Here is a 25,510-nt window from a genome sequence, read left to right on the forward strand (position 1 = left end):
TCCCCGGGCCTCCCGCGGGGGAAGTCCGGTGAGAGTCCGGCGCTGACCCGCAACGGTGTGCGCGGGGACCATGTGGTCCGTCGCGCGAGCCCGATCGCCCGTGGTGGGTGCGACCGTTGAACTGCTCGCCGTGGACTGCGAGAGGGGACCGCGCGGCCGGCACGGTCGTACGGGCTGTCTCCCTGATCGATGCTCACAGGCGGCCCCAGGCGAAGGACCGCCGCCCGTGCACCGAAGTCCGACCCGGATAGTGAGACCGAAACCCAAATCCGGAGCGTCCCGACTGCCCGGTGCCTCGCGCGTATCCGTGGTGTCGCTCGTCCTCGCGCTGGGGCTGCTCCTGCTCGTCTCACTCGTGTGCGGTGTGGGGCTGGGAGCCGCCGGGATCGGCTGGGGCGATGTCTTCCGGCTGCTCGGGGCCGGGCTGACCGGCGGCACCATCGACGCCGGGGACGTCGCCGCGTACGCCATCGTCTGGGAGATCCGGCTGCCACGCGTCGTGCTCGGCGCGGTCGTCGGGGCCGGGCTCGCGTCCGTCGGGGTGGCGGTGCAGGCGATGGTGCGCAACGCGCTCGCCGATCCGTTCGTGCTGGGCATCTCCTCGGGCGCCGCGGTGGGCGCCAACGCCGTGATCCTGCTGGGGGCGTTCGCGGGGCTCGGGGTCTGGGCGCTGTCCCTGTCGGCCTTCGCGTCGGCGCTCGCGGCGACGGCGCTGGTGTATGCCGTGGCGCGGTCGCCGCACGGCCTCACCCCGCTGCGGCTGATCCTGACCGGGACGGCACTGGCGTACGGCTTCGAGGCCGTCACCACCGTCATGGTGTTCGGCGCGGCCCGGGGCGAGGCCGCCCGCTCGGCGATGATGTGGCTGCTCGGGAGCCTGGGCGGCGCGACCTGGGCCCAGGTGCCGCTCGCCGCGGTGACCGTGGCGGCGGGCTGGGTGTGGCTGCGGTGGCGGGCCGAGGCGCTGAACGCCCTCGCCATGGGGGACGAGACGTCCGCCGCCCTCGGGGTCCAACCCGCATGGCTGCGCAGGGAGTTGTTCCTCGTCACTGCCGCCGTGACCGGGACCGTGGTGGCGGTCAGCGGGGCCATCGGGTTTGTCGGGCTGATGGTGCCGCATGTCGTACGGATGCTGGTCGGCGCCGATCACCGGCGGGTGCTGGCCGTGGCGCCGCTCGCCGGGGCCGTGCTGCTGGTGTGGGCGGACCTGCTCTCCCGGCTCCTCCTCGCCCCCGCCGAACTGCCCGTCGGCGTGATCACCGCCGTGGTCGGGGTGCCCGCGTTTCTGCTGCTGATGCGGCGCGGCGGTTATGCGTTCGGGGGGCGGTGAGCATGCGGCTCGACATCGAGGGGATCACGGTCGAGGCGGCCGGGGCGCGGCTGGTCGACGACCTTCGACTGACCGTGGACAGCGGGGCGTTCGTGGGGCTCGTCGGCCCGAACGGCAGCGGCAAGTCCACGCTGCTGCGGTGCGTGTACCGGGCGCTGCGTCCGGCCGACGGCGTGGTGCGGCTCGACGGGGACGACGTCCACGCGATGGCGCCCCGGGCCGCCGCCCGGGTACTGGCCGCGCTGCCGCAGGAGTCGTCGGCCGAGTTCGACTTCACGGTCGCCGAGGTGGTGGCCATGGGGCGCCTCCCGCACCGGGACCGTACAGCTGCGTCCGACCGGGAGATCTGTGCTGCGGCCATGGACCGCACCGGCGTCGCCCATCTCGCCGACCGCGGGTTCCTCGCCCTGTCCGGCGGCGAGAAGCAGCGCGTGCTCATCGCCCGGGCGCTCGCCCAGCAACCGCAGGTGCTGGTCCTGGACGAGCCCACCAACCACCTCGACATCGCCCACCAGTTGGACGTGCTGTCCCTGGTGCGGGCCAGCGGCCTGACCGTGCTGGCCGCCCTGCACGACCTCAACCTGGCCGCCGCGCACTGCGACGTCCTGTACGTCATCGAGGGCGGCCGGGTCGTCGCCTCCGGCGCCCCGCACGACGTCCTTCAACCCGCCCTGCTCGCCGAGGTGTTCGGGGTCCGTGCCCATCCGGTACGGCACCCGGAGACCGGCGTCGTCCAGCTCCTGTTCGACCTCCTGCCTCAAGGAACAACCACATGCGCAAGCTCGTAGCCACCGCCCTCTGCCTCGCCGCGACCGTCACCGCGACCGGCTGCGGAGCCACAGTTCAGAAGTCGGCGGACTCCAAGTCCTCCGCGGTCACCCTCACCAACTGCGGCCGCAAGGTGACGTACGACAAGGTGCCCGAACGCGTCGTCACCAACGACGTCGGCATCACCGAGCTGATGTTCGCCCTCGGCCTGGAGGACCGCATGGCCGGGTTCGCCATGCCCGACGACAAGGGCGATCTGAGCGGCGTGCCGTGGAAGGACGGCTACGACAAGGTGAAGTGGCTGTCGAAGGACCAGCTCACCAAGGAGAACGCCCTCGACGCCCGCGCCGACCTCGTCTTCGCCGGCTGGAACTACGGCTTCCGCGAGGACAGCGGCTTCACCCCCGACGCCCTGAAGAAGCTCGGCATCCCCTCGTACATCCTCACCGAGTCCTGCCACAACGGCCGTACGGAGACGTCGCGCGGCATCATGCCGCCCCTGGACGCCCTGTACGCCGACCTCACCAACCTCGGGAAGCTGTTCGGCGTCGAGAAGCGGGCCGCGGCGCTGATCGCCGACTTCAAGAAGCAGGTCGCCGAGGTACACACGAAGGCTCCTACGGGCGCCGACCGGCCGAAGGTGTTCCTGTACGACAGCGGACAGGACCAGCCCTTCACCTCCGGCCGCTACGCCGCCCCCGAGCAGATCATCAGCGAGGCCGGCGGGACCAACGTCATGCACGATGTCCAGGACTCCTGGACCACCGTCGGCTGGGAGAGCGTCGTACAGCGCGACCCCGACGTCATCGTCATCTGCGACTACGGGGACGTGAGCGCCGAGCAGAAGAAGAAGTTCCTCCTCTCCTACGCGCCCCTGCGGAACGTCTCCGCCGTCAAGCACAAGCGGATCTTCGTCCTCGACTACGTCGACCTGGTCGAGAGCCCGCGCAACCCGTCGGCCATCGCCCGGCTCGGCACCTATCTGCGGAAGGTCGCCGAGGAGCGCTGACCGTCGGCGCGGGGCATGAGGGTCCAGCTGCAGGAACCACGTTCACGATGTTCATGTCGAGCATCGCCACGAACGACAGCGCGCCCGCCACGGCCACGGGAACCCAGCGGCCCCTCACTTCTGAGTTCCCGGGCGTGGTCGACGATTTGCTCGATATGGAGCCGGTGCCCGCTACGGCGTCAGACCGTGCTGATGCCGTCCAGCTTGCCGGACTTGGCGTCCGCGACCAGCGACGAGAACTGGTCGGCGCTCATCTGCACCCGCTGCCCGAAGTCGTCCGTGAGGATCACCCGGCGCTCGGCCGGGGCGGCGGGGTCGACGAACAGTTGCGGACAGCCGCAGTCGCAGTTGCCGCAGAAGGTCGCCACCGGGGCCAGGCCTTCGATGTCGCTCATGGTTCACAACCTTTCGGTTCGTGGGCGCTCACCGGCGTGACCGCCCGGGACCAGCCCCCAAGACACCGCTCGGGGCCGACATAGGGATACCCGTACCGGCTGGCCCCACCGGCCCGCCGGGCGACCACGGCCGCCGGTACGCCGAACACCTTGGCCAGCAGGGCGGGTTGCAGCACATCGCGGGGGCGACCACGTGGCCGCGACATGCCGGGGCGCCTCGGCGGGGCTCAGCCGGCTCGTACGGCCGGCGTACGCGACGTGCAGGCCCTCGATGTCGATGCTCGTGGCGGCGCAGGCCGTGGACTTCAGGAAGGTGTGCTTGATGCCGGCCGCCCTGAACTCCTCCTCGGTCGGCGCGTCCCCCGTCCCTGTGCCCATGTTCATCGGAGTACCTTCACCTGCCGTGCCTGCGCGCCAAGTTCACGCGGCAGGGTCCCCTTTCCGGGCGGGAAGCCGGCGGCCGTCGTACCCCGCCGCACGAGAACGCATCGAAACTCCCCACGATCCACCAGATGCCCGATCCAGTAGTCGGGGCGAGGCCGGTGTCAGTTCCCGGCAGAGGGAACCGAAACTGACACCGGCGTTCCCGTCAGGCGGCCACAGCCGCCGGTTCCGCCATGGCCACGGCGTCGGCCGCGGCCTCGGACTGCGCCCCCGTCTCCGCCTCGGTCAGCAGCTCGACGAGGGTCGCTCGGGCGCGGGCGACGCGCGAGCGGACCGTCCCGACGGGGCAGTCGCTCCTCTCGGCCGCCTCCGCGTAGGGCAGGCCCACCAACTGGGTCAGGACGAACGCCTCACGGCGCTCGTCGGGCAGCGCGTCCAGCAGGTCGAGCAGCGCGATGCCGTCGTCGAAGCCGGGCAGGCCGGTCGGCTGTGCGCGTTCCGCCACCAGCGTCCAGTCGTCCGAGTCGCTCAGCCTGGGCCGGGCGGCGGCGTACCGGTGACTGTCGATCACCGCGCGGCGCGCGATGGACAGCAGCCACGCGCGCGCCGAGGAGCGGCCCTCGAACCGGTGCAGGCTGCCGAGCGCCCGCAGGAACGTGTCCTGCGCCAGATCGTCGGCGGCCTGCGGATCGGCGGAGAGGTGCGCCACGTACCGCACGACATCGCGGTGCAGGGAGCGGACGAAACGATCAGTGGCGTCCGGGTCACCGCCGCGGGCGGCCAGCGCCCACGCGGTCGTGGACTCGTCACAGGAGGCCGTTTTGGAGGTGTTGTCTGCCTTCGTGCAACTCACGCGGGTCGCGCGTGGGGAAGGCAGGGCAGGAGTGATCACCTGAGTCCTTCTCGGGTAGTCCGGGCTCCGGCACGGCGGGCGGCGGACGGCGGGCACTACGGCGTGGCCGCCGGGCGAGCACCAGGGCACGTGTACGCGTCGCGAGACGTACGGGCACGCCGTACCGGAGGAGTCCGGGGATGCAGGGGATACGGCCGCACGGCAGGTGCGACCGAGGCCCGAGGCGCGGCCGGCGTCGACGACTCGACGCCCGTGCGGCCTCGGGGAACCGGCTGTCTCAGACGACAGCGATCCCCGCCGGAGGCCCCCGAGAGGTGATCGTGTGAACGAGCGGCAGCAGTCGCGGCGCCCGGTCGGAACGGCCGCGCCGCAGACGCAGACACGGGCAGTGCGGCGGTGCCGGCAGGGCGAGCGCCACCCGCAGCGGGGCGGCCAGCCAACCGGCTACGGCCCGCAGGATCCGGAACGCGGCACGCTCACCGTGACCCAGCCACAGGCCACACAGCAGCGCGGCGAGGGTGTGGGCGGCGAACATGCCGAACGAGGACGTGGCCGCCATGTCATGCGCCATGCCCGTGTGGCCCGAGCCCGTGTGGCCCGAGCCCATGTGGCCCGAGCCCATGTGGCCCAAGCCCATGTGGCCCAAGCCCATGTGGCCCAAGCCCATGTGGCCCAAGCCCATGTGGCCCAAGCCCATGTGGCCCAAGCCCATGTGGCTCGCGCCCATGTTGCTCGCGCCCATATGCCCCATGGACATAGAGCCCATGGAGCCCAAGTCGTGCGCGGGAGCAGCGGAGGACTGTGCGAACTCGAAGGCCGCGTGCAGCCCACCCTGGGCGACGACCACGACGGACACGACCAGCGGAAGTCCGCGCTCCCGGCCTGCCAGGCACCAGCCCGCGCCGCCCGTGAGGACGGCACCGGGCGCCAGCGTCCACCAGGGGACGGTCGCGCCCGACATCAATACGTGGCCGAGGGCGGCGAGCAGCACACAGACGGACGCGAACACCGCGGCCCGTACCGTGCGCACACCCCACCCAGCAGTCATGACGGCCCTCATCCTCGCATCCCGGGCCCACTCGTCACGGGTGGGTACGCACAACACCCCAGTCCCACACTCAAGCCCAGAAGAGTGACACAGGACACATCAGTGAGAGGGAACTGAGCGCGCGTGCCTTCACATCCAGGCCGAACTGCGCCATGGCGAGGCTGCCGCCCCGGGACGCGGGCCGAGTCGACCGTCTGCGCGTACGCCATCCAGCTTCGCGAGCGGCGCAGGTCATCCCACCGACGGTCAGGTCCGTGGTCGTCATCGGGGGTGCCGGTTCGATGGCCATCAGCCGCCGCCCCTCGTGCCGCATGTCCATGTCCTGCATGTCCCCCACGTCCGTGGCGCCGCCGTCGTCACTCGTTCCGGAGCGGTGCATGCCGGCCGCGACAGGACGCGCGGCGGCTCCCCGCCGTCTTAAGAAACCGCGCCGCGACGACTCCTGAACCACCACGCCCCGGCGCCGAGCGCGACCCGACTGGTGGGCGTGCGCTTCCAGCCCTTCCGGCCCTCCTTGCAGGGGGACGCCTCAGCGCGAAGGCCCCTCGCGCTGAGGGTGGCGGAGACAGGAGGCGACGACCACGAAGGGCCACAGGGACTGAAGGGCTGTCACAAGGCGTTCGGCGACCCCGTCGGCACCGTCCTGATACATCTCGATCATGAACCAGGCCGCGCTGGCGACCATCAATGCGGTCGCCGTGAAGGAGGGCACGGGCCGGAGTCCCCACGGTGCGGCGCCGCCGCGGTCGGCGGCCAGCACCGGCCACACCGCCAGGAGCGCGAAGCCGACCGCGACAGCCGAACCGTGGCGCAGGGACCCCCCGCTGCTCGGCGGCGGGAGCAGCGCCACCACGAACGCCGCCACTCCACCGGCGCCCAGCGCCACACGCCCGGGGAGTGCGGCCGGGTGCAACCCCCAGGCGGTGACCAGGTGGCAGACGCCCAGGGTGGCCAGCGCCGCGGTCATCACCCAGAATCCCGCGGCGCCGTAGGCCGCGAGGACGCTGATCGTCTGCCTGGCGGGGTCGTAGGCGGGCCCTTCGAGCAGCGCCGCGATCGTCCATCCTCCGATCAGCACGACCGGCGCACATCCCGACGAAAGCAAGGCCCATCTTGGGACAGGTCGCATCAAGCCACCGTAGAACGCCCCTTCGGCCACCTGCCGCGCACACGCCGCACCGTCGGACCACCGTGCACACAAGGGCCCCGGTGCGTATCCGGGGGTTCGCGCGGCCCGTGTGCAGCGAACAGTCGAGCGTCCGTCGAACGGAACGACCGTAAACGCCAGGCCACGCCACCCCTTCCGGCCCATAGAAATATCCACCAGCATGAAGGGCCCTGAAGGGCCGGCGGGGCAGACAGTGCTGGGGGTAGGAAATGCAGCGCACCATGGGGAAGCATGCCGTCGAGTGGCTGGCCGCGGCTGCCACGGATCCTCGGGCGTGCCGACAGCAGTGGGACGACGGTGCGGATGCGGTCCTGCTGGAGGCCGGACGGCTCTGGGACGTCCTCACCGTCCCCGAGCACCTGGGCCTGAGCGCCCTGGATCTCTTGAGGCGTGCGCAGGTGCGGGCGTCCGGCCCCGTCCTCGTGAACTGCGGGGCGCGCAGGGTGGGTTTCTTCCTTCCGCCCGATCCGGCCACCGAGTGGGTCGGGCCCGGCGTACGCCACGCCGGCAGGGGATCATGGGTTGCCGTACCACCGCCCCACCGGTCCTCCGGATGGCGCCTGGAGTGGCTGCTGCCACCCGACGGCACCGGCGCCCTGCACGACCCGGCCGTCGTGGAGCTGGCGCTGCGCGAGGCCGGCGGCACACTTGACGTGCTGGCGCGCGTCAGTCGGCCATAGGCGGAGCGGTGACGCTGACGCGTCCGCTGCTCCCGTCCCACTCCCACACGGCTGCCGGTCCGGGAAGACCCCGGGGAACGACAACGGCCGGTACGCGCTCGGTCGCCTCGACGCGCCGCTCACCGGCCGGTTCGGCGTCGACGACCCGAGCCGGGCCGGTCCACCGGCCGACCGCCCAGGAGGTGACGGCCTGCCCTTGACCATCGGCGGCGGCAACGGAGTGCCACGCTGTGTCGCGGCGCCCCGGAACCGCGCGGCCGTTGGCGCGCCACTCCGCGACCAGCGCCGCATAGATCGACGGCCGACCCGGAACACCGGTGGCCGGTACGACGTACGACATGGGTGCGTCATCGTTTCCGAGGACACGCCGCGCCGTCTCAGTGCTGTCCATGTCGGGGAAACGCCGAGGCGTGCGCCGGTGGTACGCCCGCCGCCCCTGCCGCCACCCAGTCGAGTGAGACCATCCCCCGGATGGAGCCATGGTGCGCTCGACACACACGGTCCGCCCTCGATCGAGACAGGAGCCGCTTCCATGGACCGACGACACCACCTCCCCTCCCTCTTCGGCATCCGCGACGACGCCGACGACACCCCCGACTGCCCGTGGTGCGCCGCGTTGCGTGAGGCGAGCCTGCCGCGGACGGCACAGCCGTCCGAGTCACCGGGACGACGGCATGACCCGTACGTCTCCGGAGCCCCGTACGACGACTGGTGATGGGCGGCGATGGGCAGTACCGCTCAGCGCCGCGCGTCGTGGGTGTCCGGGGTGCGCTGGTGCAACTGGGCGGCGAGTACGGCGACGTCGTCCTCGGCATGCCGGGCGTCGAGGCGGGCGAGGACCGTGTCGATGACGTCCTCGACGCCCGCGACGGACGTGAAGCCGACGTCGACCAGCCGGTCCAGGGACTGGTCGATGTCCTCGCCGCGGTGTTCCACGAGTCCGTCGGTGAACAGCAGCAGCGTCTGGGTCGGGTCCAGCCGATAGGTGGCCGGCTCGTAGCCGCCGAGGCCGGTGCCCAGGGGCGGGCCGACCGGCACCGGCAGCAGTGAGGTGCGCCCCTCCGCGTCGATCACGGCCGGGGGCAGGTGGCCGGCGCTGGCCAGGGTCACCTGCCCGCGGTCGGGGTCGAGGCGAGCGATCAGGCAGGTGGCCGGGCGGCGCTCCGGCTCCGCGGAGGCGATGTCGTCGAGCTGGCGCAGCACGCGGTGCGGCGGAAGGTCGGCGGAGGCGATGTAGCGCAGGGCGGAGCGGTAGGCGGTCATGTCCACGGCGGCCTCCAGGCCGTGCCCCATGACGTCGCCGACGACGAGCAGCGTCCGGCCGAAGTGCAGGCGGACGGTCTCACACCAGTCGCCGCCGACCACGGTGCTCTGCCCGATGGGCAGGTAGCGGATGGCGACGTCGAGGTTCGGGTGGGGGCGGCCGGGTTCGGCGAGCAGGGCCCGCTGAAGCTTGCCGACGAGGCCTCTTATCCGTTCATGCTCCCGGGCGTGGCGGATGTGGGAGGCGGCGCGGTCGGCGAGGAGGGTGAGAAGCTCGGCTTCCTCGCGGGTGAAGGGTGCCGGGTCGCGGGCGCAGACCAGCACGCCGTAACGGTGCCCGCTGGTGGCCAGCGGAACGCAGAGCGCCGGTCGGGCGCCGCCGGGCGCCGTGGCCAGGGCCCACGAGGCGTCGCCGGGCAGCACTGCCGGGTCGCCGTGGACGGCCTCGTACTCCGCCCCGGCTTCTCCCCTGCCCCTACCCAAGCCCCTGCCCCTGCCTATCCGCCGCAGCACCGCCGCCGTACCGCCCACCTGACCGGCGGCCTCCCGGGACAGCACGCCGAGGTCCTCCTCGGGTAGGCCGCCCGGCGCGGCGGGCTCCACCGTCGCCGGCCTATGGAACGACTGCAACCAACGCACCACATCAAACACCCTAAAAGGGTGAAAAAGCATCATAGGTAACGCACAGAATATCCAGCGCCCTGACACGCACCCAACAGCTCCCGCCCCCGCCAAACGCGAGCACAGACAGCGTGCGGATGGTGACACGGCGGGGTCGGGCAGGCCTGGCGCCCCGATCAGCTCCGGCGTACTCCGCTGCCGTGGGGGCGCGTGCCCTGCCATCTGCCTGTTTGGAGCGCGGGCGCTCGCCCCATACGGGGAATTGAGCTCCGGCGTATGGCCGCGACACCTGGCACCCGGTGCACTAGGGCATCGCCCGGTCACGGCCGTCTCGGGCGTCTGCGCACCACTGAGGAGGCTTTTGTTGGCACTCACGGAGTGGACGAAGTCAATGGAATGGCTGGCCGCGGCGTCGGAGGACCCCGGCGCCTGCAAGCAGGAGTGGCAGAACGGCAGTACCGGAGTCACGCTCCTGGCGGCCGGACGGTTCTGGGACGTGTTGATCGTGCCTGAAGAACTCGGGCTGCGCGTCGCCGACCTGCTGGAGGAGCTGGCGCTGCTCGACTCCGGCCCCTGCCTGCTGGACACCCGGCGCCGTCACGTCGGATTCCTGCTGCCCCCGGAGCCGCAGACCGTGTGGATCGGCACCGGCGTACGCCTCCTCGGCGCGGGAACGTGGATCGCCGCTCCCGCCCCGCACTGCCGCTGGGGCGCGCTGCGCTGGCTCGTTCCGCCGGACGGCACCGGCAGGCTGACCATGCCCGAGGTCCTGGAAGTGGCCCTGCAGCGCTGCGCGAGCGAGCTGTCCCGCCTCCAGGGCCACCCCGGCCGCCCCGCAACCGCCCCGCTCGGCCGGACGACACCGGACGAAGGGCAGGACCACGACCGGCAACTGGTCCGCCAGTACGTATCAGGGGGATCCGTGTGGCCGTGACCGGGCCGGCCGGGGTGGACCTGGAGGCGGCCCGGTGAAGCGGTTCATGCCGGCGAAGTCGCGGGCGGCTTCCGCTCCTTGGGTGCGCCTGGCCATGATGTCCCGCACTGGTGGGGGCAGTTGTTCCCAGTCGAGGCGGAAGAGACCGCTGACCGTCGCGACCACAGCGACGCGCGGCTCCAGCGCCGCGGCCCGGCCGCGAAATAGTCCCCCCAGGCTGAGGCCGACGACTCCGATGCGTGAGGCTCCGAGCGCTTCGACGACCCAGCCCACGACCTGGTCGTAGTCCGGCCCGAGCGTCGTCGTGGCCGCGCGGACGCCAGACCGAGGAAAGGGGCGTCGGAGGGGCCGCGCAGCCGGCCGGTGGACCCCTCACCGCCGCCTGCGCCGCGCAAGCGGGCCTGCTCCGATGGATGGAGTACGACCCGGCACGCGACCGGCTGCCCGAACCTCCCCCGAACACGTGACGTCGGCCTGCACGATCCGATGCTGATCGTGCAGGCCGACGTACCGCCGCAGGCCGCACGCGCCGACTGTCGTGGGCCTCTGGGCGGCGGGGTTACTTGATGTAGACGAGACCGTCGGTGGTGACGGTGGGACGTCCGCTGGTGCCCACCATGACGATTTTGACGGTGTGCTTCGCGCTGCTGGACCAGGTCTTGGTCCAGATGGCCTGCCGGTAAAGGGTGGTGGACGACTTCAGGTCGACAGTCGAGACCTTGACGCCGTCGACGTAGACGTACGCCTGGCCGGATGCGGCGGCGCGGGAGACCACCCAGGCAGCGGAGCGGCCGGTGAAGGTCCAGGAGAGACTGGCTCCCTTGGAGCCGCTGGAGTAGGACTTGCCGCCGAGGTAGCTGGTGGAGGAACGGGTCGTCCAGCTCCCGGACTTGACGGCGGAGGTCTCCTGCAGGATCACCGGCGTATAGGAGGGGGACGAGGTGCGGTAGTTGCCGGCGTAGTCGTAGGCCCGCATCGACCAGGTCGTGGAGGTACCGGACTTGGCAGTGCGGCTGGAGCTGGTGCTCGCCGGGCCGAACGTGGCCGTGGTCGGGGACAGCAGCTTCACCTCGCGCAGGGCGGCGTTGTCGGCGGCCTTCCAGCCGAGCGTGACCGGGACGGCGGTGGTGTTGACGGTGCCGGTGCGCAGGGAGAGCTTCGGGGCGGTGGTGAAGGTCGGTGCGGTCGTCTCCGCGACGACGTTCATCGCGGCGGTGGTGGCCGTCTTGCCGGGCATCATAGGGAAGCGACGTACGGTGATGCAGATCACTGCGACAAGTGCGTCCCCTGCGCGGGTCTTGGGCCCCGCACGGTCGTGGGCTGCGTGGGCGCCCCGCGGGAACCGGCATCGCACCCAAGTCCTCGACACGTCCGAGCGGCAGTGAACCGGTCTCGGGGTGCTCCGCTCATTGTGCGGCCGTTCTCAGCCGATGAGGGCGTGGGTGATCTGCCGGGTGGTCTGCGCGGCGACCCGTGGGTTGACGGCGGCGTAGGAGGTGTAAGCGTTCAGGCCGGTGGCCAGGGCCCAGCCGCGCCCCCGCATCCAGGTGGTGTCGTCCACGCCGAGCGCATCGCGGAAGACGGCTCGGCTGTCGGCCGACATCAGGGTGAAGGCGATCACCAGGTCGCAGGCCGGGTCACCGGTGCCGAGCCCGCCGAAGTCGATGACGGCGCTGAGGCGGCCGTCGACGGTCAGCAGGTTGCCGGTGTGGAAGTCGCCGTGAAACCAGACGGGAGAGCGGTCCCATCCAGGGGCGCTCAGCGCCGCGTCCCACAGTTCGGTCATCGCTACGGCCTCGAAGACGCCGTCAACCTCGGCGATGGCGCCCCGCGTCGCGCGGTCCCGGTCGGACAGCGGCCGACCGGTGAGGTCCTCCCGGGTGTTCCCGGCAGGGATGTCCTCGGGTGCGAACCGCTGCAGGGCGGCCAAGAACTGAGCCAGTTCAACGGCGGCGCTGGAGGAGTCGGCCAGTGCCTCGACGGTCGCCACCTCGCCGTCCAGCCAGCGGGACACCGCCCAGGGCCATGGATAACCGAAGTCGGGGTCACCCACCCCGACCGGTACCGGGATGGCCAGGGGAAGGTGCGGGGCGAGTCGGGGCAGCCACTGGAATTCCTTCCTGGCCTGCCCGATGGCTCCGGCATGGCGGGGCAGCCGGACCGACAACTCCTCGCCGAGCCGGTAGATCACATGGTCGGAGCCGGCCGGGTTGAGCAGCTTCAGGGGCAGCCCCGCCCACTGCGGGAACTGAGTATCGACCAGACGCCTGACCAGTACCCCATCGATCTGGGGGCGCGTGTCCGCAGTTCTCGCGGTTACCAAGAGCAACTCCTGTGGCCGGCCCGCTCCGTGCGGCGGGCAGTCTGAGCCATCACAGTGGTTCACGGCTCCGCCTGTCGACGGAATTTAGGGACGCGGAGGGCGGGGCCCGACCGATGAACGCCGGCAGTTCCGTGAGGGCATCCGGAAGACGCCCGCCGAACGGTTCGCCGATGGCGAGTCGAGCTCGGCGATCGCGAAGGATCAAGACCGTGATCGGCCACCGGTTCCAAGAGTTACGCCCTGCAACGGGTGCGCAAGCTGCTGCCCCGACACGGCGTCTCCTGCCAGGTCCCGGCCAACTGGCCGTCGGACGACGCGACGAGGGCCGGGTCACCGGCTGAGTGGGACGTCCCTCCGGTGCAGAGCACTTTTCCGTAGCTTCCCGCCGGCCGAATAGGCGGATTTGGTGCACGCGGATGCGCTGACGAAACGCCATCGTGACGCCTGGATGCTTCCCGTGGAGGTCGCCCTCCGTTTGCGGCCGCCGCTCGCCGGTGCCGTTCGTCCACCTGTCCACGGCCGTGCACTCCCCCGCCGCTGCATCTAGGGCGTTCAGGGCTCGCGGTGGCACGAGGGCGCCGTTGCCGACCTATGCGCCACGACGGACCCGGGCGGCCTTGCGGGCCTCGGCAATCTGACGGGCCTCAGCGGACCGGCGAGACTCACCACCGCCGCCGACCCGCCCCGGGCGGGTGCCCAGACCGCGGAAGGGGGCACCGCCGCGCTTGGGGCGCTCCGCGACCGGCCCGGTGCCGCCGACGGGGACATCGGAGGGAGCCTGGGCTCCGGTGATGCGGCTCAGCTCGGCCTCGCCTGAGCGGACCTGCGTGATCTGCGGCCTGATGCCTGCGTCGGACATGAGACGGACCATGTCCCGGCGCTGACTGGGGAGGACCAGCGTGACGACACGGCCGGACTCGCCGGCGCGGGCAGTACGGCCACCGCGGTGCAGGTAGTCCTTGTGGTCGCTGGGCGGATCGACGTTGACGACGAGATCGAGATCGTCGACGTGAATGCCCCGGGCCGCGACGTTGGTTGCCACCAGCGTCGTGACGTCACCGGTCTTGAACTGTGCCAGGGTGCGGGTGCGCTGGGGCTGCGACTTGCCGCCGTGCAGCGCCGCGGCCTTTACGCCGCTGTTCAGCAGGTGCCTGGTGAACTGGTCGACCGCATGCTTGGTGTCCAGGAACATGATCACGCGCCCGTCGCGGGCAGCGATTTCGGTGGCGGTGGCGTACTTGTCGGCGCCGTGCACCTGCAGCACGTGATGCTCCATCGTGGTGACCGCGCCCGCCGACGGGTCGACCGAATGGACCACCGGGTCATGGAGGTAACGACGGACCAGGAGGTCGATGTTGCCGTCCAGTGTGGCCGAGAACAGCATGCGCTGGCCGTCGGGACGTACCTGGTCCAGCAGTTCGGTGACCTGCGGCATGAAGCCCATGTCCGCCATCTGGTCGGCCTCGTCCAGCACGGTGACGCTTACTCGGTCCAGGCGGCAGTCCTTGCGCTCGATGAGATCCGCGAGGCGGCCAGGAGTCGCGACGACCACCTCGGCCCCGGCACGCAGTGCGCCGGCCTGCCTGCCGATCGACATGCCGCCGACCACAGGGGCCAGCCGCAGCTTCAGCAACCGGGCGTACGGGGCGAGCGCATCGGTGACCTGCTGGGCCAACTCGCGCGTGGGGACGAGAATCAGGGCCAGGGGCTTCCGCGACTCGGCACGCTGCCCGGCCGTACGCACGAGGAGCGCCAGGCCGAAGGCGAGTGTCTTTCCCGATCCGGTGCGCCCGCGGCCCAGGACGTCGCGCCCTGCGAGGGCGTTCGGCAACGTGGCGGCCTGGATCGGGAACGGCTCGTTCAGGCCGCGACTGGTGAGCATCTCCAGCAACTCGACGGGCATGTCCAGTTCACCGAAGGTCGCAGCGGCGGGGAGGGCCGGGGTGACGGTGACGGGCAGCGCGAACTCCCCCTGTGGTGTGGAGCCCCCTGGGCGGAAACGGTCGTTCGTGCGAGCTGAACGGCTCATGGAGAACCTTCCTCAACAAGGCGCGCATCGAGGAATCCCCGACACGAATGAGCCGGATAAATTGCAAGAACGAGCCGAATGTGAATCAAAAAGAATTCCAGCGGGATAAAGAAAGCAATGAGCTGGGGCCCCACCGCAAGGCGGGACCCCAGCCATCTCATACGCTTCGACGTCAGGCGGGAGTGATGTTCTCCGCCTGCGGGCCCTTCTGGCCCTGCGTGACGTCAAAGTTCACCTTCTGGCCTTCCTGGAGCTCACGGAAGCCTTGGGCGGCGATGTTCGAGTAGTGGGCGAAGACGTCCGGGCCGCCGCCGTCCTGCTCGATGAAGCCAAAGCCCTTTTCCGCGTTGAACCACTTGACGGTGCCAGTAGCCATATCACATCTCCTTGGGGGCAGTACCCGGGGACTCACACCGCGTGAACCCCTGCGTTGTCACAATGAGCCCCGTCCGGATAAGCACCGGAGATACAGAAATGCCCGACGACATACAGTCGCCAAGTCACTTTGAAGTTTCGGGAACCACAACTGCAACCATCATCAATTTTAGCACGGTGTAAGGGTCCCCGCCCCACTTACACCCGCGACGTAAAACCTCGGCCTGGCGGGGAGGCACGGCTCAGTACGCGAGCCGGCGCAAACTCGACCACATGCGGAAGGTGAATTTCTGGATTACACAAAGGTGCGACCAAGGAGAACTCGCCCTCTTCAGTGACGAGCCCCGTCGGGACGGGAGCGAGCAGCGGCCCCCAGCCGCGGTGTGCCGGCTGACACGGCAGGGACCCGTTCATCGCCGGGGTGATCAGTACTCCAGCTCGGGGCGCAGGCGCAGCGGGCCGCCTACCTCATGGAGGTGCCGCAGTACCTGGGCGTAGGAGTCGAAGAGCCCGGTCTCGTGGTACGCGATGCCGTGCCGGGCACAGTAGGTGCGCACGATTTCCTGGGCATGGCGCAGGCTGGGCCGCGGCATGGAGGGGAACAGGTGGTGCTCGATCTGGTAGTTGAGCCCGCCGAGCGCGAAGTCGGTGAGTCGGTGACCCCGGATGTTGCGTGACGTCAGTACCTGCCGACGCAGGAAGTCGACCTTGTCGTCCTTGCCGAACAGGGCCATGCCCTTGTGGTTCGGGGCGAACGAGCACCCCATGTACAGGCCGAACAGACCTTGGTGCACGGCGAGGAAGACCACGGCCTGCACGGGAGTCAGGACCAGGAACAGTGCGGCGAGATAGCCGCCGAGATGCACCGTCATCAGGCTCGCCTCGGCCACCTTGGTCGTCCGTGAGGTCGCCGAGCCGGTGCGGTCGAGCAGGGCCCGTACGCCGGCGACGTGCAGGGCGAGTCCTTCCAGCAGCAGCATCGGGAAGAACAGCCAGGCCTGGTGACGGGCCAGCCACGCGTACGCCCCGCTGCGGACGCGGGCGTGGTCCTCGGTGAAGGCGATCGCGCCGTCGGCGATGTCGGGGTCGCGGTCGACGTGGTTCGGGTGGGAGTGGTGCCGGTTGTGCTTGGCGATCCACCAGCCGTAGCTGAGGCCGATCAGCAGGTCTGCATGCACGCGGCCGAGCAGGTTGTTGACGCGCTTGGAACCGGCGATCTGGTGGTGTCCCGCGTCGTGCCCGATGAATCCGGTCTGGGTGAACATCACGGCGAGGAAGGCGGCGGTCAGCAGCTGCCACCACGACTGCCCGATCAGGGCGAACGCGGTCCAGCCGGCGGCCAGCAGAAGGAGGTTCGCGCCGACCTTGACGGAGTAGTAGCCGGGCCGCCGCTTCAGCAGCCCGCGCTGCTTCACCTCACGGGAGAGCGCGGCGTAGTCGCTGCCCCGGGCTCCGGAAGGGGGTTTTGCCGTCTCGGCGTGCCGGGCCGCCGGATCGGCGCCCCAATTGATGATGTCAGTGCTCAAGGTTTGCCTTTCGGGACACGCGGGCCGGTACCACCGGCGCGGGGACAGAGTGCCGGGCGCGGGAAGCCCGTACGGAAACAGACGGATGCGGCACAGGGCAGGCCCGCACCGCGGGCCTGCCCTGACGCGAGGTCCTCAGAGCGCGCGGACCCGGTCGGCCTGCATGCCCTTGGGGCCCTGGCCGGCGGTGAACTCCACCCGCTGGTTCTCCTCCAGGGAGCGGAAGCCGTCGGTGTCGATCGCCGAGTGGTGGACGAAGATGTCGGCACCGCCCTCGTCAGGGGCGATGAAGCCGAATCCCTTCTCCGCGTTGAACCACTTCACGGTTCCTTGAGCCATGTGATGTCTCCTTCGAGATGGCGAGTAGGTCGGGTAGGCACGCGCTCGCGCGATCCCGGGCTGTTGGTCGCCAGCCGTCGAAGAAAACCCCCGAAACGACAAAAACGCCCGCTGTCAGAACTCCGCGGGCGCTTCCACGTTCGCAAACTTCAACTACAACCACTCGCCACAACGTCCGGTGCGCCGGGAATGTTCCCGCTTGGGCCGACCAGGGCCCGGTGACGCTCCCGGCGGGCGGTTCCGGAGCCCGGACCTGGCACATACGGGGGTCCGGAGGGGAGTACGGTTGCGGCACCGAGCGCACCTCGCACGCCGTCACCCGCTTCGGCGTCGCCCTCGGAGAACGGCACAGGCCGGCGCACATCGGATCCGGCCGGAAAAGAGCCGCACCATGCCTTCTGGCTCGTACCGCCACGCCCCCTCCCGTATCCGGTCCCGCGCAGCGCGGTAACGGATTTCCCGGCTACCGGGATGCCGCCGAGGCATTCCGGCACCTGGCGTACGCCCCTGAACCGACCAGTACGTCTGAAACCGACCCGTACGTCTGACTCGATCAGTGCGGCTCCGAACCGATGAGCACAGCCCTGAAACGATCAAAAGGACGCGGACGCATGTATTCACAGGACTCGATCGCCGGCCGCCGCCGCGGCCGCCCCGAACCGACCCCGGAGACGCTCTCCGGACTGGCCTGCCTCATCTGCGGCACCGACTACCGGAACGCTCCCGATCCGGAAGTGGTGGTGGTCTCCCACCGCGACGGCAAGCAGCTGCTCGCCTGCCAGGGCACGTGCGCGCGCATGGCGAGCGGGTCGGTCAACGGTCTGGACGAGACGCCCCTCCCACTGGCCGAGCGCGTGCGCAGGCACGGGGACGGGGCAGACGGCTCTTGACCCGCCGGATCTCGGGGCAGCCACGACAGGCACGCCAAGAACGAAGCGAACGAAATGACGAGGAAGCGTATGAGCCTGATGAGTCTCGGAGTACTCGCCTCCTCCCGCAAGGAGAACGAGTTCCGTCTGCCGTTGCACCCCGCCCACCTCGACCGGATCGCCCCGGACGTACGCGAGAGGATCTTCCTCGAACAGGGCTACGGCGAACGGTTCGGCGTCGCCGACGATGCGCTAGGACCGCTCGTGGCGGGCTTGCGCTCCCGCGAGCAACTCCTCGAAGAGTGCGACGTGTTGCTGCTGCCCAAGCCCATGCACGAGGACATCGCCGCGCTGCGCCAGGGCCAGGTGCTGTGGGGATGGCCGCACTGCGTGCAGGACGAGAGGATGACCCAACTCGCCATCGACCGTCAGCTGACCCTCATCGCCTGGGAGGCCATGAACCACTGGACGTCCACGGGCGCCTTCAGTGTCCATGTGTTCCACAAGAACAACGAGCTCGCGGGCTACTGCTCGGTGCTGCACGCCCTGCAGCTCGGCGGGCTGACCGGCAGTTACGGGCGGCGCCTGCGCGCCGTGGTCATCAGCTTCGGCGCCACGGCGCGCGGAGCGGTCACGGGCCTGGGCGCCATGGGGGTTTCCGACGTCACAGTGCTCACGCAACGCGCCGCGGCCGCTGTGGCCTCGCCGATGCCGTCGGTCGTGATGAGCCACTTCGAGGAGGACGAGAACGATCCGTCGCGTCTGCAGGCACTCACCCCGGCCGGACCCGTGCCGCTCACGGAGTACCTCGCCGGGTTCGACATCATCGTCAACTGCGTCCGGCAGGACACCGACGCGCCCTTGACGTTCGTCAACGCCGAGGAACTCGCCCGGTTCCGGCCGGGCTCCTTCTTCATCGACGTCTCCTGCGACGAGGGCATGGGCTTCTCCTGGGCCCGTCCGACCACCTTCGGCGATCCGATGCCCACGGTCGGGCCGGGGTGCCACTACTACGGGGTGGACCACAGTCCGTCCCACCTGTGGAACTCGGCCACGTGGGAAATCAGCGAGGCACTCCTCCCCTATCTGCGCAAGGTCATGAGCGGCCCCGCGGCATGGGACGCGGACCCCACGGTCGGAAAGGCCATCGAGATCCGCGACGGCGTCGTCCTGAACCCGAAGATCCTCTCCTTCCAGCACCGGACAGCCGCCTACCCTCACACCCCCGAGATCCCGCCCCTCGCCCTCACCCCCGTACTGCACGCCGCCCTCAGCTCCGCGAAGAGTTCCCCTGCCTGACGCCGAACGCACCGAGGCCCGGTCGTGGAGCGAGAGCTCCCGCTCCACGACTCTGCGGATCGTGGGCAGGTCCAGCCCCCAGGTCCCGCAGGGTACGCACAAGGTCCAGGCGCGCGACGGCGGCGACGTTGTGCGGCGCAGCACCGATGAGCTGGAGCCGCACTCAAGGCCGTTGGGACGCGGACACCGGTCTGGCGGCAGAGCAGGAGCCTGCGCCCCTGGCCCCCAGAGGGCGTCCATGGGACCGGCCTGACCCGCGGAGGGGGCAGGGTCGGGCGGGTCGGCGGGGTGTTGGTGACGGTCACTCCGACGTCGTAGCCGTCCCGCCCCAGCCCGACCGTGGCCGTGGCGCCAGCTCCGCCAAGCCCGCGGAGGCTTTCCCGCGCCAGTACGTCCGGGCCGACCAGGGCCACCGCGGCGCCGATTTCAGGCGGGGATCCGAGAGGCCGCGGGGATCACCGTGCCATAGTGCAGCGCCGGGACGACGGCTTCCGCCACACCTGGGCAAAAGCCGAAGCCCCGGCTCGTGAGGTCCCCTCCTTCGCGGTCTCGACAACGATCCGCTGACCGCCTTTTCAGACGCGCTCCAGTCGTGCCGTGAACGGAGTGGGGCTCTCTGGTCTCGCCGACGGTGCCTTACATACGGCCGACGTACCGAAAGGTGCTGTAGTGGTCGATCGACACGAACACGTCACCGGTGTTGATCGCCCGTACGATGCGGAAGTTGCCGGTAGAGATGTGGGACCTTTCCGGGTTGCTCGGGTACACGGACCCGTAATACTCCTGGAAAGTCCCCTGGTAGTTTTCCGCTCGCCCCCCGTAGCCTATGTTCAGGAAAGTCCGCAGGCGGTCACCGTGGTCCTGGTACTGGCCACCCGTCTCGATCCAACCCTCGTGATGGTTACCGCGTTGGTCGTGGTAGTTCTCGACCTGGAACGCCGCGCCGCGTTGGCCGACGTTCCGCCAATTCGGCCAGCTCATCTGGCGCCAGTAGTTCAGGGCGGCCTGGACGCCCCGGGGAACAGCCGCGGGTGCCCAGCCCGTGCCCTGGAAGCCGGGCGGCGGATTCACGTTGCACTGTTGGCTGGTGCCGCAGTCGGCTGCGGCGGCCAGGACGACGGTGGCCGATGTGGCCACGCCCCCGGCCAGGAGGCTGAGCAGAACGGCTGACACCGTGACCGCCCGGCGGCGGCCCCTTGCACGGGACGAGGCAGGCCGCTCATCACGCGCCGGCTCCACAAGCCGGGGCGAGCATGTCTGAGTTGGGGACACTGTGACTCCTAGGTTTTGCGGTTTCCGCCGAGGCTGTGCGCCTCGACCGACCGCAAGGAGAACCGCTGCGCGTGTCAGTGGCCTGGCAGCCGGATCACAGCTGCACGACAGAATCCACACTGGCCCGGCGACCACACCGGTAGCGTCGTCACACGTTCGGTACGTACAGGCGCACGCTCTCCGCATCCAATGCCCAGTCAGGGGCGGGCGTCCGCACCGGGACAAGGACGGCATGGCTGTAGTACGCCGCGTACTGACGCCTCACCAGGCCGTCGAGGACGAGGCAGACGGGAATGAACCGCCCACGCGCCGCAGCCGCTGCCTTCCCGTATCGCAGGAGAGCCAGGCTGTGCTCAGGGGTGGGCATTGATTGAGCAGGCGGGGAATGTGACGGGCCGCCGTGGCTGCTGTCGCGGGAGGGTCGCTGCCCCCGGCTGAGTCGACGTCGCCGCCGGAGGCCTGGATGCCCTCGAGGCATCTCCAGGACGGAGGCTGGTCGAAGGCGGACAACTGGCACAGGAGATGAGGCGGCACATGAGAGATGAAGCGGCCCCAGTGAGAACCAGCGGTGGGTCCTCAGCACCTCTCAGGGCTGAAGCAAGCTCAGCAAAGCTTCCCGACACTTTCCGACCAAGGCGCATGGCGGCAGCAGGTGGTGACGGCCGCCTCCCCCGCTCAGGCGCGTAGCTTGTAGCCGAAACCGCGGACCGTTTCGATGCGGTCGCGGCCGATCTTGGTACGCAGCCGCATCACCTGGACGTCCACGACGTGCGTGTCGCCGGACCAGGCGCAGCCCCAGACCCGCTCCAGGAGGATGTCCCGGGTGAGGACCGTGCCGGGTGAAGCGGCGAATTCCCGCAACAGCTTCAGCTCGGTCGTGGTCAGGTGGACGGCTTTCCCGTCCTTGTACACCTCCAGTGAGACGGGGCAGTACACCAGGTCCCCGAACCGGACCGCACGGGTGTCGGGCCGCCGGTCCGCGGAGACGGTTCGACGCAGCAGGGCGCGCACGCGCGCGAGCAGGACCGATCCGTCGAAGGGCTTGGCCAGGCAGTCGTCGGCTCCCGCCTCCAGGCCCGTCACCACGTCCGCCGGGTCGTCGCGGTCCGACATGAGCAGAATGGGCACCCCGGACTCCTCACGGATCCGCCCGGCCAGACTCACCCCGTCCAGGCCGGGCAGCCGGCCCGCGAGCACGGCCACGTCCGGAGTCTGCTGACGGAACAGGGTGAGCCCGGTCACGCCGTCGGCGGCGGTACACACCCGGTAGCCGCGCTCCTCGAGGACGAGCCGGGTGCTCTCCCTGACCGTCCGGTCGTCCTCGACCAGCAGCACCTCGCATACGCGGCGTCTCTCGTCGGGCGACGGCGGCTCCGTATGTGCCGTGGCAGGCCCGTGCTGCCTGCGCATTGCGCATGGTGCCGTCTCCTTGGCATCGATATCACCGTCGACACCGGTATCCCCATCCCATGCGGTGGCGGCGTCGGACTCGGCGGCCAGCGCGAAGTCGACGGCCCGGCCCGGGGTGCGGCGGATGCCGCCTTCGGTGAACGCCTTCCTGTACGACGCCTCGCCCAGCGCACCGATGACAACTTGCTCACATCGTGCGTGCTGCTCGGCCATCTGCGGTCCGAACGCACAGATCGAGCTGCCGGCGTCGTTCCACAGGGCATCGGCGAGTCCGAGCAACCGAGCAGCCCGCTCGGGAGCGCCGTCGGCGGCGGTGGCCCAGGCGGGCAGTTCCACCATCCTCGCGACCATCGCATGGTCGTTGAAGCCACGCATGCTCTCCAGCGCAGACCTGACCCGCGTACGGGTCGTGTCCCGGTCACCGCGGGCCCAGGCTTCGTGGCCCAAGGCCATCAGCATCTGAGCACGCCCCCACCGCTCCCCGCTCGCCTCCGCGGCAGCGACGGCCTGCCCGCCGGTCTCCACTGCCCGCGGGTCCCCGGCGTACGCCTGGCCGCAGACCAGCGCGAGGAGCCAGGAGGCCGCCTCACGCTCGTCACCCAGCGCCGTCGCGGCGGCCCGGGCCTCCTCGTACCGGCAGATGCTCTCTTCCGGCCGGCCCCGGTAGTGCGCAGACACCCCACGCAGGCCGCCCACCTGATTTCGCACCCACGGGTCCCCCAGCCACTCGCCCAGCGCGTCGGCCTCGTCCAGCCAGCGGTCGGCCGTCGCCAGGTCACCCTGCATCTGCGCCACCCAGGTGGCGGCAAGGAGCGCGCGGGCGCGTTCCACGCTGGGCTCAGGCGCGGCGGCGAGCGCTCGCTCGAACTGGCGGCGAACATCGCTGAGGAAGCCGCCGACGCACCAGTGCCAGCACAGGGCCGCGGCCAGCGCGAACCGGGGCCGGGGATCACCGTCGTAGTCCAGGGCGACCAGCAGATTTGCGTGCTCCGCGCGCAGCCGGGCCAGGTTCTCCACCTGGCCCGGGCCGTACCAGTTCCGGTCGATGCGGTGGGCGACGGCGAGGTGGAAGTCGTGGTGCCGTCGGCGCACTTCCTCCTGCTCGCCCGAGTCCGCGAGCCGCTCCCGGCCGTACTCCCGGACGGTCTCCAGCAGCCGGTAACGCGGCAGACCGTCGATCTCGCAGGTCAGCACGACGGACTGGGCGACCAGCCGGTCGAGGAGGTCCAGCACCTCGGTCTCGCCGATTCCCTCCCCGGAGCAGACGCCCTCGGCACCCTCCAGGCTGAACCCGCCGGCGAAGACGGTCAGGCGGTTCCACAGCAGCCGCTCGGCCGGGGCGCACAGTTCGTAACTCCAGTCGATCATCCCGCGCAAAGTGCGCTGATGGGCCGGTGCCGTCCGGCAGCCGCCGGTGAGCAGCGCGAAGCGGTTCTCCAACCGGTCCGTCATCTGCCCGACGGTCAGCGTGCGCAGCCGGGACGCGGCCAGCTCGATCGCCAGCGGCAGCCCGTCCAGACCGGCGCACAGGCGTGCGATCTCGGTGTGGCCGGCCTCGTCGACACGGAACTCAGGCCGGACGGCGGTGGCCCGGTCCCGCAGCAGTTCCACCGCCTCGTCCTGCGCAAGCGGCGCGAGGGCGAAGACCTGGCTCGCCCGTGACACCCAGGGTGTGGCGGCTCGTGGCGAGGATGCGCAGCTCCGGAGCGGCCGACAGGAGCGTGCCGGCCAGCTCGGCGCACGCGTCGACCAGGTGCTCGCAGTTGTCCAGCACCAGCAGCGCGCGCCGCCCCGCCAGATAGCCCGTGAGCTGATCCATGTAGGGCAGGGCCCCGAGGTCGGGCACCCGCAGTGCGCCCGCCGCCGTGGTTGCCACCGCCGACGGGTCGGACACCGGGGCGAGGCCCACCAGCCACACCCCGTCCGCGAACGCCTCCCGGGACGCGGCGGCCACCTCCAGCGCCAGCCGCGTCTTGCCCACACCGCCCATGCCCGTGAGCGTCACCAACCGCCGTATGCCCAGAAGGCGGCGGATCTGAGCGGTCTCCTGCCGTCGGCCCACAAAACTCGTGAAAGCGGAGGGCAGATTCCCGCATTCTGCGGTCACCCTTGTCACGTCGTCCCCTGTCTCCCGCACCGGACTCGGAACCGTGCTGAGGTTCTCACCATTTCCTTACGGACATCCGCGGTCGGCTGTATTGACGGACTTGTGCGGCTCAGGGATTTACGAGGTGGGCTTCCTGCCGCGCGCCGACGAAGACGGCCGCCGTGACATTTCGGTTGCCCCAGGAGTTCGGTCTCCAGCCTTGCGTGTCCTACCTCACATCAGGCATCTCGTATCAGGACGGAAAGCATGACGAGGCCGACGCGGCAGTCACTGCCGCCCTTATAAACAGTCACGGATGCGTCCGTCATGTGACACGTCAGCCATTGATCGACGAACTGAGCCTGCTCTTGAGATGACTCACATCAATTGATTGAGAGCCTGGGATTGATTGATGCAATGACTCGTGTCGGTGATCAAGCGCCTAGCTCCGCAACAGCGGCTCCGGCAACCGTGCCAACTGATTGCGTGACCTCCGCAGAGAGACGGCGCTGTCGCCCGGCGCGAGCCGAGGCCATGCCCCATCCGTGCCCGTAAGACCGGACAACCACGGTCAACAGCGGTGCGACCGGGCGCGCACGACCGCCCAAGGAGACGACATCTGCGCTGGTCAGGGCCGTGGAGCGGGTGCGAGCGCCGTCGCTTCCCAAGCTGAGAGCGCGAGTTCGATCTAGACCATTTTTAGGGCTCCGTGCCCTCCACTTGCCCTAAGTCGCGCAAATGTGCCACCAGCAGGGGTGCCGGTAGGCGCTTCCCGATGGCACTTCAGTCGATCGCCTCGAATGGCGAGACGCATTTCCTGTGACCTGCGCCACTCACAGGCGTCGGGGCAGTGAAGTCACACACGCAAATCGGCAGTTCGCGTGGCTGCCGACAGGGCTGATGTCGGCCGTCGGATCAAGCGGGGCCGACCTTGGAGACGAGGGCGCGGATCTGGCCCACCGTTGGCCGTGTTTTCGGCGCCGCGTCGCTGATCACGCGCAGCCGACTGGTCCGCGCAATGGCCGGAACGCCCTCGGCCTCTGCGAGCTGCTCAGGGTCTGTGAGTCGGTCAGCGGAAGTTGTCCGGCATCCCGACTTTGGCCCGTGCCAGGAAGTCGATCTCCGTTTCAATGATTTGCGCCCGTACCGCACTGGGCTGAGCAGGTCAGTCGGAATCGCGCAGGCCGAGGCGGAGGTGCTCGATGTGGTGGACGGCCTGGTCGAGGAGTTGGGCGACGTGGTTGTCGTAGAGGCGGTAGACGATGCGGCGGCCGTCGCGCTGCCCGGTGACCAGGCCCAGGGCGCGCAGCAGGCGCAGCTGGTGGGAGACGGCGGACTGCTCCATGCCGATGGCGGTGGCGAGTTCGGTGACCGAGTACGCGGACTGGCGCAGGGTGGTGAGGATCAGCAGGCGGGAGGGTGTGGCCAGTGCTTGGAGTGTGGCGGCGACGGAGGCGGCGGTTGACTCGTCGAGGTGGGCGGCCGCGATGACGTCGCGGCCGCCCACGCCGTCGCCGGGAGGCATCGGC

The 25,510-nt window shown here is 70.1% G+C and carries 25 protein-coding genes and 1 pseudogene; 8 read left to right on the forward strand and 18 right to left on the reverse strand.

Features of this window, described 5'->3' with window-relative positions; all coding sequences use genetic code 11:
- The first annotated feature begins 307 nt into the window (after positions 1–307).
- Genes ADL12_RS24495 through ADL12_RS24505 form a run of 3 tightly spaced genes read left to right on the forward strand, consistent with a single transcriptional unit; the run spans position 308 to position 3,107 of the window.
- Entirely contained in the window at positions 308–1,330 is a 1,023-nt protein-coding gene (locus tag ADL12_RS24495; RefSeq protein ID WP_244188033.1) for a FecCD family ABC transporter permease, read from the forward strand.
- 2 nt (positions 1,331–1,332) lie between these two features.
- Entirely contained in the window at positions 1,333–2,118 is a 786-nt protein-coding gene (locus ADL12_RS24500; protein WP_062705185.1) for an ABC transporter ATP-binding protein, read from the forward strand.
- Positions 2,103–3,107: an ABC transporter substrate-binding protein gene (locus ADL12_RS24505; protein ID WP_062705187.1), complete on the forward strand. Its 1,005-nt coding sequence runs from the start codon at positions 2,103–2,105 to the stop codon at positions 3,105–3,107. Before ADL12_RS24500 ends, ADL12_RS24505 begins: the two co-directional genes overlap by 16 nt.
- 179 nt (positions 3,108–3,286) lie before the next feature.
- Here the strand turns inward: ADL12_RS24505 and ADL12_RS24510 are convergent, their stop codons facing one another.
- From ADL12_RS24510 to ADL12_RS24530, 5 genes are all read right to left on the reverse strand, one after another.
- Entirely contained in the window at positions 3,287–3,502 is a 216-nt protein-coding gene (locus ADL12_RS24510; RefSeq protein ID WP_062705189.1) for a hypothetical protein, read from the reverse strand.
- Between the two features lie 589 nt (positions 3,503–4,091).
- The gene (locus tag ADL12_RS24515; protein WP_208614610.1) at positions 4,092–4,778 is read right to left on the reverse strand and encodes a sigma-70 family RNA polymerase sigma factor; all 687 of its coding nucleotides are present in this window, start codon (positions 4,776–4,778) and stop codon (positions 4,092–4,094) included.
- Between the two features lie 238 nt (positions 4,779–5,016).
- Positions 5,017–5,787, reverse strand: a complete 771-nt coding sequence (locus ADL12_RS24520; RefSeq protein WP_062705266.1) for a hypothetical protein — start codon at positions 5,785–5,787, stop codon at positions 5,017–5,019.
- A 70-nt stretch (positions 5,788–5,857) separates the two neighbouring features.
- The gene (locus tag ADL12_RS24525; protein WP_167364429.1) at positions 5,858–6,166 is read right to left on the reverse strand and encodes a hypothetical protein; all 309 of its coding nucleotides are present in this window, start codon (positions 6,164–6,166) and stop codon (positions 5,858–5,860) included.
- Between the two features lie 150 nt (positions 6,167–6,316).
- Positions 6,317–6,916, reverse strand: coding sequence for a DUF998 domain-containing protein (locus ADL12_RS24530; RefSeq protein WP_062705193.1), 600 nt, complete (start codon positions 6,914–6,916; stop codon positions 6,317–6,319).
- A 248-nt stretch (positions 6,917–7,164) separates the two neighbouring features.
- Between ADL12_RS24530 and ADL12_RS24535 the strand changes: the two genes are divergently transcribed.
- Positions 7,165–7,635 carry a bifunctional DNA primase/polymerase gene (locus ADL12_RS24535; RefSeq protein ID WP_062705196.1) on the forward strand — a complete coding sequence of 157 codons (471 nt, stop codon included), beginning with the start codon at positions 7,165–7,167 and terminating at the stop codon, positions 7,633–7,635.
- Here the strand turns inward: ADL12_RS24535 and ADL12_RS24540 are convergent.
- On the reverse strand, positions 7,622–8,026 hold the full coding sequence (locus ADL12_RS24540) for a hypothetical protein (protein ID WP_159053272.1): 405 nt from the start codon (positions 8,024–8,026) through the stop codon (positions 7,622–7,624). The two genes, ADL12_RS24535 and ADL12_RS24540, sit on opposite strands and share 14 nt — an antisense overlap.
- A 141-nt stretch (positions 8,027–8,167) precedes the next feature.
- Here ADL12_RS24540 and ADL12_RS24545 point away from each other — a divergent pair, with 141 nt between their 5' ends.
- The gene (locus ADL12_RS24545) at positions 8,168–8,350 is read left to right on the forward strand and encodes a hypothetical protein (protein WP_062705200.1); all 183 of its coding nucleotides are present in this window, start codon (positions 8,168–8,170) and stop codon (positions 8,348–8,350) included.
- A gap of 23 nt (positions 8,351–8,373) precedes the next feature.
- Here the strand turns inward: ADL12_RS24545 and ADL12_RS24550 are convergent, their stop codons facing one another.
- Positions 8,374–9,537 carry a PP2C family protein-serine/threonine phosphatase gene (locus ADL12_RS24550; RefSeq protein WP_425265147.1) on the reverse strand — a complete coding sequence of 388 codons (1,164 nt, stop codon included), beginning with the start codon at positions 9,535–9,537 and terminating at the stop codon, positions 8,374–8,376.
- A 346-nt stretch (positions 9,538–9,883) separates the two neighbouring features.
- Between ADL12_RS24550 and ADL12_RS24555 the strand changes: the two genes are divergently transcribed.
- Entirely contained in the window at positions 9,884–10,453 is a 570-nt protein-coding gene (locus ADL12_RS24555) for a hypothetical protein (protein ID WP_244188036.1), read from the forward strand.
- Positions 10,454–11,012: 559 nt separating this feature from the next.
- Here ADL12_RS24555 and ADL12_RS24560 read toward each other — a convergent pair.
- The 6 genes and pseudogenes from ADL12_RS24560 to ADL12_RS24585 form a co-directional block, all read right to left on the reverse strand.
- Positions 11,013–11,684: pseudogene (locus ADL12_RS24560) on the reverse strand (N-acetylmuramoyl-L-alanine amidase); the annotation flags it as partial.
- 192 nt (positions 11,685–11,876) lie between these two features.
- The gene (locus ADL12_RS24565) at positions 11,877–12,776 is read right to left on the reverse strand and encodes an aminoglycoside phosphotransferase family protein (RefSeq protein WP_062705204.1); all 900 of its coding nucleotides are present in this window, start codon (positions 12,774–12,776) and stop codon (positions 11,877–11,879) included.
- Positions 12,777–13,365: 589 nt separating this feature from the next.
- A complete protein-coding gene (locus ADL12_RS24570) occupies positions 13,366–14,805 on the reverse strand; it encodes a DEAD/DEAH box helicase (protein WP_062705206.1) in 1,440 nt (479 codons plus the stop codon).
- Between the two features lie 172 nt (positions 14,806–14,977).
- Positions 14,978–15,181, reverse strand: coding sequence for a cold-shock protein (locus tag ADL12_RS24575; RefSeq protein WP_062705208.1), 204 nt, complete (start codon positions 15,179–15,181; stop codon positions 14,978–14,980).
- A gap of 424 nt (positions 15,182–15,605) precedes the next feature.
- A complete protein-coding gene (locus tag ADL12_RS24580; RefSeq protein ID WP_062705210.1) occupies positions 15,606–16,706 on the reverse strand; it encodes a fatty acid desaturase family protein in 1,101 nt (366 codons plus the stop codon).
- A gap of 135 nt (positions 16,707–16,841) precedes the next feature.
- Complete coding sequence (locus ADL12_RS24585) at positions 16,842–17,045, reverse strand: cold-shock protein (RefSeq protein WP_062705211.1); 204 nt, start codon at positions 17,043–17,045, stop codon at positions 16,842–16,844.
- 611 nt (positions 17,046–17,656) lie between these two features.
- On the opposite strand from ADL12_RS24585, the gene ADL12_RS24590 reads away from it, so the two are divergent.
- Both ADL12_RS24590 and ADL12_RS24595 read left to right on the forward strand, forming a co-directional pair.
- On the forward strand, positions 17,657–17,935 hold the full coding sequence (locus tag ADL12_RS24590) for a hypothetical protein (protein WP_062705214.1): 279 nt from the start codon (positions 17,657–17,659) through the stop codon (positions 17,933–17,935).
- Between the two features lie 69 nt (positions 17,936–18,004).
- Positions 18,005–19,213: a N(5)-(carboxyethyl)ornithine synthase gene (locus tag ADL12_RS24595; protein WP_062705217.1), complete on the forward strand. Its 1,209-nt coding sequence runs from the start codon at positions 18,005–18,007 to the stop codon at positions 19,211–19,213.
- Positions 19,214–19,849: 636 nt separating this feature from the next.
- Here the strand turns inward: ADL12_RS24595 and ADL12_RS24600 are convergent.
- The 5 genes from ADL12_RS24600 to ADL12_RS24615 form a co-directional block, all read right to left on the reverse strand.
- Positions 19,850–20,386, reverse strand: coding sequence for a hypothetical protein (locus ADL12_RS24600; protein WP_062705219.1), 537 nt, complete (start codon positions 20,384–20,386; stop codon positions 19,850–19,852).
- A gap of 247 nt (positions 20,387–20,633) precedes the next feature.
- Entirely contained in the window at positions 20,634–20,852 is a 219-nt protein-coding gene (locus ADL12_RS54205) for a hypothetical protein (protein WP_159053273.1), read from the reverse strand.
- Between the two features lie 308 nt (positions 20,853–21,160).
- Positions 21,161–23,560: a response regulator gene (locus tag ADL12_RS57780; protein ID WP_279617162.1), complete on the reverse strand. Its 2,400-nt coding sequence runs from the start codon at positions 23,558–23,560 to the stop codon at positions 21,161–21,163.
- Entirely contained in the window at positions 23,466–23,900 is a 435-nt protein-coding gene (locus ADL12_RS52985) for a hypothetical protein (protein ID WP_159053274.1), read from the reverse strand. The genes ADL12_RS57780 and ADL12_RS52985 overlap by 95 nt, the downstream gene beginning before the upstream one ends.
- A gap of 1,246 nt (positions 23,901–25,146) precedes the next feature.
- Positions 25,147–25,506, reverse strand: a complete 360-nt coding sequence (locus ADL12_RS24615; protein ID WP_062705268.1) for an ArsR/SmtB family transcription factor — start codon at positions 25,504–25,506, stop codon at positions 25,147–25,149.
- Between the last annotated feature and the right edge of the window lie 4 nt (positions 25,507–25,510).

The organism is Streptomyces regalis (assembly GCF_001509475.1).
GTDB lineage: Bacteria > Actinomycetota > Actinomycetes > Streptomycetales > Streptomycetaceae > Streptomyces > Streptomyces regalis.